The organism is Bartonella sp. AA97HXZ (assembly GCF_042196985.1).
Classification (GTDB): Bacteria; Pseudomonadota; Alphaproteobacteria; order Rhizobiales; family Rhizobiaceae; genus Bartonella.
Genome location: NZ_JBHIRC010000003.1, coordinates 19,135 through 32,748, shown reverse-complemented (window position 1 = coordinate 32,748; position 13,614 = coordinate 19,135). Strand labels below are relative to the sequence as shown.

The window sequence follows — 13,614 nt, the reverse complement described above, 5'->3', positions numbered from 1 at the left end:
GCTTCTTTTGTTTTGAATGGAAGTTATTTTCCCTCGCGTAAAATAAAATATCCAAAATAAAGTGCCATATAATGAATGCCCCATGGGTTCCCTGTGCCCCCATGCAATGTCCCTCTCTATGCAATGTCATTGTGGTGTGATGAGTATATTCAAAAACACCTCTCAGTTCTTATTCACATTCGTTGAGCCTCTCTCATTTTTACGCTTGCAAAGGAAAAAGCCGGCACTATCATCATCTTTGCCAGTCCCCAATGTTGCAACAGCCTTTGGAACTTGAGACAATTCATTAGAGGCATTTTTAGTCCTTTCTTGTATAGTTTTACTCTATACGGCAATCCCACGTTTCATATGTAAGAGAATGGTTTTGATTGATTCAAGATAAACAGACTTGTAATGAGAAAATTTTAGGATATTCGGGATTCTTATGCAACATACAAAATAATTAATTATCATTATAAATCAATGCGTTGATTTATAATGATAGCGTCATGCTATAATGTAAAAAGTTTTCGTAAAGTGTGTACCATCCATTGCATAGCCTCTTTACACTTATGAATGTGCAATCCAGCACTCTCTATTTGCTCGCTTGCGATGTTTAACCGTTATGGCGTTGGATATGATATAGAAAGGGAATTTTTATGCTTTAGAGGGTGCTTGCTTGTGATGTGTGAATGGTTTTGATTGATTTCAGTTATGCTTCATAAAGTGTGTTCCATAAAGATGCTGTTCGTTGTGTGTTATAATTGTATAAATTTGGGGGATATGATTATCTTTTTACTGGTTTTGTCTTGGGTTGTTGTTTTCTTTGTGGTCGTGTCTTTATTCACATCTTTATTCACAAGGGGGAAAAGTGTATAGACTGTAGTTTATGGCAGAGACGATTCGTATTATAGGCATTGATCCCGGATTACGGCGTACAGGGTGGGGCGTTATCGATGTTGCGGGTAATCGTCTTCAGTTTATTGCAGCAGGGACGGTTTCTTCTGATGTACAGTGTGCGCTGGCTTCCAGACTATGTCAGATCCACAAAGGTCTTTCAGAGGTTGTGCATCAATTTATGCCCCATGAAGCTGCTGTAGAACATGTGTTTGTCAACAAAGATGCTACAGCAACTTTAAAACTTGGGCAAGCGCGTGCAATTGCACTGCTGGTTCCTGCGCAAGCAAATCTTCCTGTTTTTGAATATGCGCCCAACAAAGTGAAAAAATCAGTTATTGGGGTTGGACATGGGGCTAAAGAACAAATCCATATGATGGTCAAAGTTCTCCTCCCACGGGCTGAATTTGATAGCAGTGATGCGGCTGATGCTCTTGCTCTTTCTCTTTGTCATAGTATGCACCGTAACAGTATTGACCGATCTTATCAGGCAAGGATGGCGATATGAGTGGGGTGGCAACATGATTGGCAAATTAAAGGGCACTCTTGAACATATCTTTGATGATCATATCCTTCTTGATGTTCACGGTGTGGGGTATGTTGTTTTTGTGTCAAATCGGCTGCGTCCTTCTTTACCCTCTGTTGGGGAGGCGTTAAGCCTTTTTATTGAAACGCATGTTCGGGAAGACGCAATCCGCCTTTTTGGTTTTACTACAAGAGCTGAACAGGAGTGGTTTTGTCTTCTACAAAATGTTCCTGGAGTAGGAGCAAAGGTTGCTTTGGCAATCTTGGGTACTTTATCGCCAGATGAACTTGCACAGGCTATTGCTTTAAACGATGTTGCGATGATTAGTCGAGCGCCGGGCGTTGGTAAAAAAGTCAGTGAAAGAATTGTGGGTGAACTGAAAAGTAAAACACTCCCCTTTGAACAAGCGGTCAAGACTGTTTCGGTTTCTCAGCGTGAGATGACCAATCAACCTGCGCATGATGCGCTTTCCGCGTTGATGAAGCTAGGGTTTGAACGGGAGCATGCATCCCGTGCTCTTGCTCTTGCGATGAACGCTCTTGAGGGGGAAACTGTTTCTTCTGCCCTGCTGATCCGCCATAGTCTCAAATTGCTTTCTTCTCCTACTTAAAATCAAGGTAACAATGCATAAAGATGAAGATAAACGCCTTCTGGGTTCCGCCTCCCTTCCTAACGATCCAGATCGTTCCTTGAGGCCACAAGTTCTCGATGACTTTATTGGTCAAGAAGCGGCACGGGCTAATTTAAAAATATTTATTGAAGCAGCAAAAACGCGGCAAGAAGCGCTGGATCATGTTTTGTTTGTAGGACCACCGGGGTTAGGAAAAACAACGCTTTCACAGATTATGGCAAAAGAATTAGGCGTTAATTTTCGCTCTACTTCAGGGCCGGTCATCGCTAAAGCAGGAGATTTAGCCGCTCTCTTGACCAATCTTGAAGAACGTGATGTCTTGTTTATTGATGAAATTCATCGCTTAAATCCGGCGATTGAGGAAATTCTTTATCCAGCCATGGAAGATTATCAACTGGATTTGATCATTGGGGAGGGGCCGGCCGCACGCTCGGTGAAAATTGATCTGGCTAAATTTACTTTGGTAGCGGCAACCACACGTTTGGGGCTTTTGACCACACCGCTGAGAGACCGTTTTGGTATTCCAATTCGTCTCAATTTTTATACGATAGAAGAATTGGAATATATTGTGCAGCGTAATGCACGACTTTTTGCCGTCAAGATCAGTGATGATGGTGCTCATGAAATTGCACGCCGAGCACGGGGAACCCCGCGCATTGCCGGACGGCTTTTACGGCGCGTTTGTGATTTTGCTTTGGTTAAACAAGCAAAACAAATTGACCAAAAAATCGCCGATGAAGCGCTTTCGCGCCTTGAAGTCGATTATCTTGGGCTTGATCCGCTTGATCGTCGCTACTTGCTCCTGATTGCGGAAACTTTTTTAGGGGGACCGGTGGGGATTGAAACAATTGCTGCTGCTTTATCAGAACCACGCGATGCCATTGAAGATATTGTTGAACCGTATTTGCTCCAACAAGGTTTTATTCAAAGAACCGCTCGTGGACGCATTCTAACTGAAAAGGCTTGGAGCCATTTAGGGCTTTCTGCTCCAGCCTCTACAACGTCTATACAAAGGCGTTCTCAACTTTCTGATGCTCAAGACAATTCATCACTTCAGACATCTTTATGGGATGGGGAAGATGACTAAGGCATTCTCTTTATTAAAAGAAACTATGTGAATATTTTATAGCAAGGTCATAAAATACAAGAGACGTGCCTTCTTTTAGCATATTCTGGCTAAAAAGGTTTGGCACTATTAAAGATTTTTTGCTTTTGCTTTTCACAACTTCAACACAAAAATGTGTTCAATCTTTTGATTGATAGATAATTTGCTATATTAGATGATTTTATGGGATATGAAGTCGATGACAGAAATAACACCTTTTAAGAGCAATCATACAAACGCTTTTCATAATTTTCAGGTCCGCGTTTATGTTGCGGATACAGATTTTTCCGGTGTAGTTTATCATGCGCGTTATCTTGAGTTTTTTGAACGAGGACGTTCAGAGTTTTTACGCGATACCGGTTTTAATAATAAGATGTTAGCAGCAGGGGGTGAGGGGGAAAAACTGTTTTTTGTTGTTCGTCATATGGAAATTAATTTTTCAAGACCAGCTAAAATTGATCATCTTTTAGTTGTTAAAACACGTGTTACTCATATCCAAGGGGCCCGCTTTTTTATGGAGCAATCTATTTTGCATGAGATGACCACGTTGGTAACAGCCAAAGTTGAAATTGCTCTGATTAATGAGGAGGCAAAACCGCGACGTTTACCCAAAGAACTTTTTGCAAAAATGCTTGGTTAAAAGTGTGATTCATTGAAACAGCCGCTTCAGGAGAGATCAGCAGATATAAAGTAATCTATAATCTAAGACTATACATTTATTATAGCCTAAATGTTTTTCAATAAGGTTATATGATACAGAAAAAGAAAACAGCTCTGCTACAACACTACAATAAATTGAAGATGATATTTCACAAAATTAAACACGCCTCATCCATGTTATGATTCAAAAACAATGTCGCCTCATCCATTTTCTGCTATAAACTCAAGATATTTTCTTTCTTTTGAAGAAAGGTTTGTTGGCATCGGAAAGCAGCGAAAAGGTACAAAATATAAAAAGAAATAAAAATGGATTAAGATTTATTTTTATAAAAATGCACATACCCAGCGCAATATTGCAATAAAGTGATAATAAGCCATTAGGTCGAAAATTGTCTCAAAACACCCAAAGGGTGTTTTTAAGCAATTTGATTTGTTTTTTTACTGGATTGTCATTTGGCATCACAAGAGCGCGTGTTTCATCCATTTCTATCTATAATGCATCACTTTATGTGCTATAATGCGCGATTTATGTGCGCTTCTAAACGTAGTGAATGAGTGAGAGATCAATGTATACAAAGCAGAAATGCATTCTTGCATTTAAAGTTTCAAAAGCATATTATTCTATATAATATATTGACTTAAAAAGATATATTATCACTTCTCACGGGCACAAACCCCAATAGAGGAATAGAATAAAATACTTTCATTTCAGATCTGTTCATGTTGAAACAATTAAAATCATTTGCTTATACATCATAAGAGAACAATATAAACCATTGAAAAAATTGTAAAAATGTTCCTTATGGATCATTCTCAATGCAATAATGATCAAATATCGCAAGTGAGCAAAGAGAGCGAAGAAGCCGGTTTTGATGAGGTAAAAATGTGAAAAGGCTTTTTTCATGTCACAGAAGCTTGTACGTTATACCAAGGTGCCAGAGAGATGATAGGCATTGAAAGGGGCTAATTCACAACACAATGAGATTACATGAGACTTACACTAGATTATATAGGACTTATAGGGGGCCTAGGTGAGGTGCATTGTTGTGAGGCGTTTTAGGGTGGTTTAGTGTCGTTTTTTGTGCCCGATGGTGTGATCTTATTAAAGAATGAGAGAAACAATAGCCTGAGGCAAAGCGTCATCTTTTATGATGATAACATATTTATTTACAATGATAATTCATTGCGTTGTCACTTTCAGATAATTCTGAAACTTGTAAAACTTTTTCTTTTCAAGCTCTATTGCCGCGAATTAATCAAAAACATTTTCTTACATGTCACAAGCGGAGTTGGTGAGTGGGTACAAAAACACTTAAGAAAGGAATAAATGCCTCTTATGAATCTTTTCAAGTGCTAAGACTTATTGCAGCATTTTAAGCTAGAAACGCGTATGATGATTTAGCGTTCTTTTCATAAGCGTAAAGATGGTGGTGCATAATAGATTTTATATCATGCATTTTTATATCTTTTATTTTTATAGCATTTATGGAGAAATCCTGATCGTTATATTTTTCATAAATGCTGTTGTGAAATGAGAGGGGCGTGCATTGAGGGATGTCTCTCGTCATCACTTTTTAAGGAAATTTAAGAAACAAGTCTTGTTTTAGCGCATGGATTTATGTGAGACTAGAGTCTTTACTTAAATTTAGAAACTATAAAATAATCTGTTTTATAAATTTTAAAAATGCATCTTTCATTTAGAGGGACAAAAATTATGCCGCATTTAGAACTAACGAATCCAGAAACAATTGGAATGTTGCATTTGTTTATGCAAGCGAGTTGGATCGTGAAAGGTGTTATGATCGGGTTGCTGCTCGCTTCTATCTGGAGTTGGGCAATTATTTTTGATAAAATTTTTACGTATCGGAGAATACGGCGTGAAATAAAGCAGTTTGAACGCACATTTTGGTCTGGCAAAGCGCTAGAAGATCTTTATGCATCATGCAAAAGTCAACGTACCAATAGTATATCCGCAGTTTTTATGGCAGCAATGGTTGAATGGAAAAAATCTCTTGAAAAAGGGACCCATACATCGAAAAGTTTGCAGAGCAGAATTGATAAGGCTATGGATTTGACGCTGGGACGTGAAAGTGAAAAAATAGAATCAAAATTAAGTTTTCTTGCGACACTGGGATCTGCGGGACCTTTTATCGGACTTTTTGGAACAGTTATTGGTATTATGGAGTCTTTTCTTTCTATTTCAGCTTCTCAAAATACATCACTTGCCATTGTCGCGCCAGGGATTGCAGAAGCGCTTTTGGCAACCGCTATTGGTTTGTTTGCAGCAATTCCAGCTGTTATTGCTTATAACAAGTTGACTCATGAAAGTGCGCGCATCATTGCACAAATAGAAAATTTTGCCGATGAATTTTCAACAATTGTATCGCGGCGTATTGATGAAACACGCACAGCACCTTCCTCTTTATAAAAAGGATCTTATCCCATGGGCTTTTCTGTTGCTTCTTCTTCTCGCAAAAATACACGTAGGCGGCATCATTCACGAAGCCAACTGATGAGTGAGATCAATGTCACTCCTTTTGTGGATGTCATGCTGGTCTTGTTGATTATTTTTATGGTCTCTGCCCCCCTTTTAGTGAACGGTGTTCCTCTAGATTTGCCTCGTAGTCAAGCGGGTCCCGTACGAGCTCAAAAAACACCTCTTACGGTTTCACTTGACGCGCAAGGGCGCTTTGCCATTAATCAAGATTATTATGAAACGTCACAGTCCCTGATTGCACACCTGAAAACTCTTCTGGAAGCAGATGCTACACAAAAAGATCAACGGGTTTTTGTACGGGTTGCTAAAACTGTTGAATATCAGCAAGTATTAAAACTGCTGGCGGATATTCAAAAAACGGGGTTTTCTCAAGTTGCGTTAGCAAGTTTAGCACAATAAATAATAAGTAATAAAATTGCGTATAACCGGTTGTTCTTAATTTTTTTTAAAAGAGCATAGAGTGATTAAAAATGAAAAAATGTAAGGCGTAAATAAGGCATAAAGAATGAACAAAGACTCTTATCATAGTATGAAACGAGGCTTGGCTTTATCCCTTGTGGTCCATGTCATTTTTCTCAGTTGGGGAGCTATTCAGTTTACAAGCTCTGTCTCTTTACCACAACCATTGGAAGCAATTCCCATTACTCTTGCTCCTTTGGTGGACGAGTTTTCTTCTCAACAAGGAGCCGTGAAGGCTCCTATACGTGCAATCCCTGCCGTCAAACCAACTATGCAACCACAAGAGAAAGAAGATGCACGCCATATTGGAGAGGGACAAATAGATAGTCTTGCACCATTTCAACCAAAGGAAAAGCTGCGTCCCGTTGAAACAGCATCGTCACCATCAAGCGAGAACACGTCAGAAACATTTGCACCAGAACTTACAAAACCAGAATTATTAGAAGCAAAAACAGAAGAGATTTCAAAAGAACCAGAGAATGAGCTCAAGGTTGCGTCTGAGATACCTTTGAAAGTACCGGAAGATGCGCTCAAGGTTGCGCCTGAGATGCCTGTGAGAGTACCGGAAGATGAGCCCAAGGTTGCGCCTGAGATGCCTGTGAGAGTACCGGAAGATGAGCCTAAGGTTGCGCCTGAGATGCCTGTAAGAGTACCGGAAGATGCGTCAAAGCTTGCACCTGAGATGCCTTTGGAGGCACCGGAGGATGCGCCTAAGGTTGCGCCTGAGATGCCTTTGGAGGCACTGGAGGATGCACCCAAGGTTGCGCCTGAGATGCCTTTGAGAGTGCCGGAAGATGCCTCTAAGGTTGCGCTCAAGCCTGCACACAAAAATGAAGAGATGGTATCGCCAAAAGAATTGACTCCAACGGTACAAAAAGTACCGGCAGAGCAGGTGGTTCATCAAGTTCCCAAAATTGTGCTTCCAGAAAAAATTCTTCTTCCACAGTTGAAACCAAAATTTGACGAAGAATCTACAATGAAAAATAAGGCTGCATTGAATCAAAAGACGCCAAAGCTTAACAAGAAAAACCAAGAGAAACAGACCATTGAAGATATTTTAGCTCTGGAGGAAAATAATTTGCTCAATCGTGCCCGGTCACAAGGAGGGGGAGCAAAACGTTCTCATACACCAGAAGCTTTGGGTGCAAGAAAAAACATTAATGATACCACAAAAATGGCACAAACATTGGTCAATATTGCGGGGGGATGTATTCAACAGAAGCTTAAACTTGTGGCGCTTGGCGGCGATTTAAAAAATCGTCCGGTCGTGCGGTTGCGATTTTATTTAGACCGTGAAGGGATGGTTGTGGGCGATCCTATCATTGATCCCGTAAGCGGCCTTGAGAGTCAACAAGCTATTATGATAAGGCAGGTGTATGCTGCTGTCTTTTCATGCCAACCTTATGCAGATCTCCCACGTGATCAATATGATCTATGGGGGCAAGGTTTTGACTTTAATGTTGATCCCCTCCAAGAAATAAGATGATAAACGAGAAAAAAGCGCTTAACGAAAGGACACATTCCATGATGACTATAACGAGACATAAAGTTTTTGCTTGGTTTATTGTCACTTGTGGGTTGTGGCTTTCAAGTATTTCATCGGGTTATGCGCAATTGAAAGGAACTATTTCGAGCGCTGATTTTAATCCCATTCCCATTGCAATTACAGACTTTATTTCCAATGATTCGATTGGGTTGAAAATATCTGCTGTGGTGACAGCCGATCTCGAACGGTCGGGGCTGTTTTTACCGCTTGATAAAGCAAATTTTTTTGAAAACATTTCTAATCCTAATAAACAACCACATTTTGCTTCTTGGCAGAAAATAAAAGCGCAAGGTTTAGTTACTGGGCAAGTCATGAGAGAAATCGATGGACGTTTGAGGGTCGATTTTCGTTTATGGGATGTGTTTGGACAAAGACAATTGAAAGGACGGCGTTTTTATACTGCGACAGAACGTTGGCGGCGTGTGGCACATATGATCGCAGATGAGATCTATAGTGAAATGACAGGAGAAAGTGGTTATTTTGATACAAGGATTGTTTTTATCGATGAAACAGGTCCTCAAAATGCACGCATTAAACGTTTAGCAATGATGGATCAAGATGGAGCAAATTTGATTTATATGTCTGATGGAAGTGAATTGGTGCTTACACCGCGGTTTTCACCAAAAAGACAAGAATTGACCTATATGGCTTACGAGGACAATCAAGTACCTCATGTTTATCTCCAACAAATTGAAATGGGGCAAAGAGAGTTGATCGGAACGTTTAATAACATGACAATTGCTCCGCGTTTTTCTTCTGATGGACAAAAAGTTATCATGAGTTTGTTACAAAATGATGGGAGTGCCAATCTTTACACTATGGATTTACGAACCCGTACGATGACGCGACTTACAACAACTTCTGCTATTGATACTTCTGCTTCTTATTCACCGGATGGAAAACAAATTGTCTTTTCTTCAGATCGTAGTGGAAAGCCGCAAATCTATAAAATGAATGCGGATGGGAGTGATATTCAGCGTATTTCTTCAAACGATGGGAGTTATTCAACACCTATTTGGTCTCCACGGGGTGACTATATCGCCTTTACAAAACAATTAAGCGGACAATTTTCTATCGGTGTTATGCGCCCTGATGGACAAGGAGAACGAATTTTAACCACAGGGTTTCACAATGAAGGACCAACGTGGGCCCCTAATGGTCGTGTGCTGATGTTCTTTCGCAAAAATCCCGGTATGGGACCAAAAATTTATACGATTGATATTACGGGTCGCAATGAACGTCAATTACCCACCCCCAATGATGCTTCAGATCCAGCATGGTCGCCTTTGCTCAATATACAGTAAAACAAAATGCTTAAAAAAACAGAAGATAGAAGGAATATAGTCTATACAGTCTCAAGTTTACACAATCTCAATAGTTTTTAATTATTTAAAAGAAGGAATTGATTATAGTGGGTATGGGGAGTTATGTAGATTTCATCTATCATCTATGGTTGTTGATCGATAATGGAATTTCCTTGGGGGAAAATGCTTAAAAAAATTCAAAACAAGACCTTGAAAAAATAGAGTCGAAAATTCTGAGGTCTCTAGAGTTCAACTTTTTATTCAAAGTGTCGCTATATATATTTTTTTAAACTTCTTCTTCGATTTTGTTTGTGAAGAGTCCTCTTGTCAGGGGGGCTGTTGCTCTCTGATGTGTTTTATTCAAGTACGCGGTTGTTTTAGATCTGAATATTGATTGATTGGTAAGAGCAAAAGGACAGATTTTTAAGATAAATGACGTTATTTTAGAAATATACGATGCCATAAAGTCAAAAATTTATCTGCAACGGATTAGAGAGATGTACCGGCTTTTTGTACAATACTTTGCTAAACAATCAGCTCTGGCTTTCCATTTGCTTATTTTTATTCTGTGATGTTGTAAAAACACTGCTCTTTGAGGTGTGGGGATATAGGGCGTATAAATCTCCTTGATATATTCTAAGTGTTTTTTAAGTGCGTAGCGAATATTTAGGGGAATGCATGTTTGTTGAGCCTTAAGTTTCAAGTGAATTTCATGAGTGATTCGTCATAGGAATACGTCAAGAAACCCCTAATTGTTTAGAGGCTAGATCATTTCATTACTTGAGAGCGGAGAGAGGAGGTTAATCTTAAAGAACAAAAAGATAAAATAGAGAGGGGATATAGGGATAATCTTTGGGGCATGTAAGAAAGGCGTGAGGCTACAGAGTTTTGGATGCTTTTCTTTTTGGGATTATGTTTTCTGCGATTGATTGTGGTTTCTTGTTGCATCAATGGCTTACCCCGCTATTGACGCGGGGCTTTTATATGTGCGGATAAAGAGGAGGGGTGACAGATGCTTTTGAAGCCCTCATGCATGAAGAGAAGGCTTATGCAAATGATGGGAATTATACAGACAATTTTGCCAAAATCTCATCACTGACATCAAAATTTGCATAAACATTTTGCACATCATCATCTTCTTCTAATGTTGAAATTAGTCGTAAAACAGACAAAGCTTTTTCTTCATCTATTGGTGCAAGGGTGGTGGCTTTCCAAATCGTTTTAATCGATTCTGCTTCACCAAGTTTTGCTTCAAGTGTTTTGGAAACTTCACCAATATCTTCAAATGCGCAGGTAATATGATGTCCGGTTTCTTCTGATTGCACATCTTCGGCACCGGCTTCAATTGCTGCATCCATGATGTTATCGGCTGTTCCTGCTTCTGGCTTATAGACTATTTCACCAATCCGATTAAACATGAAACTGACCGATCCTGTTTCCCCTAAGGCTCCTCCTGATTTTGTGAAGGCGGCGCGCACATTTGAAGCGGTGCGGTTGCGGTTATCAGTTAAAGCTTCAACAATGACGGCAACGCCGCCTGGTCCATAGCCCTCATAGCGTACTTCATCATAATTTTCGACATCGGCGCCTGACGCTTTTTTAATCGCGCGTTCAATATTATCTTTCGGCATCGATTGTGCTTTGGCATTTTGAACAGCCAGCCTTAAACGTGGGTTCATGGCTGGATCAGGAGCACCTTGTTTTGCTGCTACGGTAATTTCGCGCGCAAGCTTAGAAAATATTTTCGAGCGCATTGCATCTTGACGCCCTTTACGGTGCATAATATTCTTAAATTGTGAATGGCCTGCCATAGTTTTCCTTCCTATTTGAGGGCTTTTTTGCCAGTTGGATACTCCTTAGAATTTAAGGCGATAAAGCACGCATCCCACCAGAATAAATGTGCCACAGCATGAGGTGAAATAATCGAATAAACCCTTTATAAGAAAATTCATCTTAAAGGTAAAGACACCTTAGTTGAGGATCATTACAAGAGAGATCTCTTGTCGTTGAGCAAAAATAACGCTATAACAGAATGTAATCTCATAGCAAAATGGTTTATTCCATGCCGCACTTTGTTTTAGGAGTGGTTGGAGAGACCTAAACATATAAAAAGTTCCAGTGCTCTTGAGTGGGCGGTAACCTGCCTCATAGAAGAGGCGCAGAAGAGGATTTATAAAAATGGCAACGCAACTTTTGATGCCCAAAGCAACAGCTGTTTGGTTGGTTGATAATACAGCTCTTTCTTTTGATCAGATTGCAGAATTTTGTAAATTGCATGTCTTGGAAGTAAAAGCTATTGCCGATGGTGATGCGGCTTATGGTATTAAAGGTTTAGATCCGATTAGTTCTGGGCAATTGACGCGCAGTGAAATTGCACGGGTGGAGGCTGATCAAAACGCACGATTGAAAATTTCTCAATCTAGGGTGCATATTCCTGAAAAAAAACGTAAAGGGGCGCGCTATATCCCTCTTTCTCGACGCCAAGATCGTCCCAATGGTATCCTATGGTTGGTGACGAACCATCCCGAGTTGAAAGATGCACAAATTGCACGGTTGATTGGGACAACAAAAGCGACAATTGAACAAATCCGCCTTAGAACCCATTGGAATAGTGCAAATTTGGTTCCTCTTGATCCTGTAGGGCTTGGTTTGTGTTCGCAAATCGATTTAGATTTTGAGCTCCAGCGTGCGGCGAAAAATCGTCCTGTTGCTGCAGAAGAAGATAGGTCGTTGCTTCCCGCTTCTGTGACGGAAAACGCTGCTCTAGAGGAAAATGAGAGTGAAGAAAATCTGCATAAGACTTTTGACGCTGATAAAGTTTTTGCAAAGCTGAACGCGCTGCAAAAAAATCGTCAAGATCAAGATGATGCATAAAAAGCCATGACGCATAAGGGAAACATTTTTTATGGAAATGTTAGAGGAATGGCCAAAGAGAAGAAAAATTGGCAGAGACTCAAAAGTAAAAATGAGGACGAAAAAACAGAAAAAATTTCTTCTTCATTAGGAATTAACGGTTATTCTTAAAAATATTTTTAAGAATTGACCCTTCTTTACGAAATTCAAGGAGAAACGGACTATGCGCTCTACCAAAAAAACCATCTCTCATTCCTTAGCTATCCTCTTTCTTTTCTCACTATGCCTGGGTGGGTGTGGCAAAAAAAATGTTGGTGCACTTAACGGTATGAATGGCGCTTATATGAATGATGCTGGTTTGAATCAGATGTCACCAGGTTCAGGACAAGAATTTACGGTTAATGTGGGTGATCGCGTGTTTTTTGGTCTCGATTCTTCTTCACTTGATGCTGATGCTGAACGTATTTTAACGCGCCAAGCAGAATGGTTGCTTCATTATCCTTATTATTCTATTATGATCGAAGGTCATGCTGATGAGAGGGGAACACGTGAATATAACTTGGCACTTGGACAGCGCCGTGCTGTTGCTGTGCGAAACTATTTGGTGTCTCTTGGTGTGTCCGCACAACGGATTCAAACAATTTCTTACGGAAAAGAAAGACCTGTAGCAGTATGTGATGATATTTCCTGTTGGAATCAAAATCGACGTGCTGTGACAACGTTGAATGACATGAATAGTCATTAAAAAGAAGATTGTTTGTTTCAACTATTTAATAAGCTCTTAAGGGGAAAAAAGAATGTATCGTAAAATCAATTGGAAAACACTCTTTTATATGGGGGTTTTCATAGCTTGTTCTACTTCACTTGTTCAAAGTGCGGCACGAAAGGCTTCCGAATATCCTGCACATGATACGGATAAAGTTGATGCAGTTGATAAGGCAACTGATGACGTGAAGAAAGCACCTGAAGCAGCCGATAAAGCAGCATCTGATGCGGCGGAAAAAGCCACTGACGCTGTTGATAAGGCTGTCGATGCTGTGAAAGAAGCACCTGAAGCAGCTGATAAAGCAGCATCTGATGCAGCGGAAAAAGCCACTGACGCTGTTGATAAGACTGTCAATGCAGTGAAAGAAGCACCTGAAGCAGCTGATAAAGCA

11 protein-coding genes and 1 pseudogene are annotated in these 13,614 nt (G+C 40.0%); 11 read left to right on the top strand and 1 reads right to left on the bottom strand.

What is annotated here, in order from left to right:
• Window positions 1-868: 868 nt before the first annotated feature.
• From ruvC to tolB, 8 genes are all read left to right on the top strand, one after another.
• Window positions 869-1,384: a crossover junction endodeoxyribonuclease RuvC gene (gene ruvC / locus ACFINE_RS02945; RefSeq protein ID WP_375620985.1), complete on the top strand. Its 516-nt coding sequence runs from the start codon at window positions 869-871 to the stop codon at window positions 1,382-1,384.
• 13 nt (window positions 1,385-1,397) lie between these two features.
• Complete coding sequence (gene ruvA / locus ACFINE_RS02940) at window positions 1,398-2,012, top strand: Holliday junction branch migration protein RuvA (protein ID WP_375620984.1); 615 nt, start codon at window positions 1,398-1,400, stop codon at window positions 2,010-2,012.
• Between the two features lie 13 nt (window positions 2,013-2,025).
• Complete coding sequence (gene ruvB / locus ACFINE_RS02935) at window positions 2,026-3,120, top strand: Holliday junction branch migration DNA helicase RuvB (RefSeq protein ID WP_375620983.1); 1,095 nt, start codon at window positions 2,026-2,028, stop codon at window positions 3,118-3,120.
• 217 nt (window positions 3,121-3,337) lie between these two features.
• A complete protein-coding gene (ybgC, locus tag ACFINE_RS02930; protein ID WP_375611759.1) occupies window positions 3,338-3,778 on the top strand; it encodes a tol-pal system-associated acyl-CoA thioesterase in 441 nt (146 codons plus the stop codon).
• Between the two features lie 1,734 nt (window positions 3,779-5,512).
• Entirely contained in the window at window positions 5,513-6,226 is a 714-nt protein-coding gene (gene tolQ, locus ACFINE_RS02925; protein ID WP_375611760.1) for a protein TolQ, read from the top strand.
• Window positions 6,227-6,241: 15 nt separating this feature from the next.
• The gene (gene tolR / locus ACFINE_RS02920) at window positions 6,242-6,694 is read left to right on the top strand and encodes a protein TolR (protein WP_375620982.1); all 453 of its coding nucleotides are present in this window, start codon (window positions 6,242-6,244) and stop codon (window positions 6,692-6,694) included.
• Window positions 6,695-6,800: 106 nt separating this feature from the next.
• The gene (locus tag ACFINE_RS02915; protein WP_375620981.1) at window positions 6,801-8,240 is read left to right on the top strand and encodes a cell envelope biogenesis protein TolA; all 1,440 of its coding nucleotides are present in this window, start codon (window positions 6,801-6,803) and stop codon (window positions 8,238-8,240) included.
• Window positions 8,241-8,278: 38 nt separating this feature from the next.
• On the top strand, window positions 8,279-9,604 hold the full coding sequence (gene tolB / locus ACFINE_RS02910) for a Tol-Pal system beta propeller repeat protein TolB (RefSeq protein ID WP_375620980.1): 1,326 nt from the start codon (window positions 8,279-8,281) through the stop codon (window positions 9,602-9,604).
• A gap of 1,064 nt (window positions 9,605-10,668) precedes the next feature.
• Here tolB and ACFINE_RS02905 read toward each other — a convergent pair.
• Window positions 10,669-11,415, bottom strand: coding sequence for a YebC/PmpR family DNA-binding transcriptional regulator (locus ACFINE_RS02905; RefSeq protein WP_375620979.1), 747 nt, complete (start codon window positions 11,413-11,415; stop codon window positions 10,669-10,671).
• A 367-nt stretch (window positions 11,416-11,782) separates the two neighbouring features.
• On the opposite strand from ACFINE_RS02905, the gene ACFINE_RS02900 reads away from it, so the two are divergent.
• The 3 genes and pseudogenes from ACFINE_RS02900 to ACFINE_RS02890 all read left to right on the top strand — a co-directional run.
• Window positions 11,783-12,478, top strand: a complete 696-nt coding sequence (locus ACFINE_RS02900; RefSeq protein WP_375611764.1) for a DUF1013 domain-containing protein — start codon at window positions 11,783-11,785, stop codon at window positions 12,476-12,478.
• A 202-nt stretch (window positions 12,479-12,680) separates the two neighbouring features.
• Complete coding sequence (gene pal, locus ACFINE_RS02895) at window positions 12,681-13,202, top strand: peptidoglycan-associated lipoprotein Pal (protein WP_273790460.1); 522 nt, start codon at window positions 12,681-12,683, stop codon at window positions 13,200-13,202.
• Between the two features lie 52 nt (window positions 13,203-13,254).
• Window positions 13,255-13,614: pseudogene (locus tag ACFINE_RS02890) on the top strand (tol-pal system protein); the annotation flags it as partial.

Coding starts and splice junctions, on each gene's coding strand:
- ruvC (WP_375620985.1), top strand. CDS start 869: ATGGCAGAGACGATTCGTATTATAGGCATTGATCCCGGATTACGGCGT.
- ruvA (WP_375620984.1), top strand. CDS start 1,398: ATGATTGGCAAATTAAAGGGCACTCTTGAACATATCTTTGATGATCAT.
- ruvB (WP_375620983.1), top strand. CDS start 2,026: ATGCATAAAGATGAAGATAAACGCCTTCTGGGTTCCGCCTCCCTTCCT.
- ybgC (WP_375611759.1), top strand. CDS start 3,338: ATGACAGAAATAACACCTTTTAAGAGCAATCATACAAACGCTTTTCAT.
- tolQ (WP_375611760.1), top strand. CDS start 5,513: ATGCCGCATTTAGAACTAACGAATCCAGAAACAATTGGAATGTTGCAT.
- tolR (WP_375620982.1), top strand. CDS start 6,242: ATGGGCTTTTCTGTTGCTTCTTCTTCTCGCAAAAATACACGTAGGCGG.
- ACFINE_RS02915 (WP_375620981.1), top strand. CDS start 6,801: ATGAACAAAGACTCTTATCATAGTATGAAACGAGGCTTGGCTTTATCC.
- tolB (WP_375620980.1), top strand. CDS start 8,279: ATGATGACTATAACGAGACATAAAGTTTTTGCTTGGTTTATTGTCACT.
- ACFINE_RS02905 (WP_375620979.1), bottom strand. CDS start 11,415: ATGGCAGGCCATTCACAATTTAAGAATATTATGCACCGTAAAGGGCGT.
- ACFINE_RS02900 (WP_375611764.1), top strand. CDS start 11,783: ATGGCAACGCAACTTTTGATGCCCAAAGCAACAGCTGTTTGGTTGGTT.
- pal (WP_273790460.1), top strand. CDS start 12,681: ATGCGCTCTACCAAAAAAACCATCTCTCATTCCTTAGCTATCCTCTTT.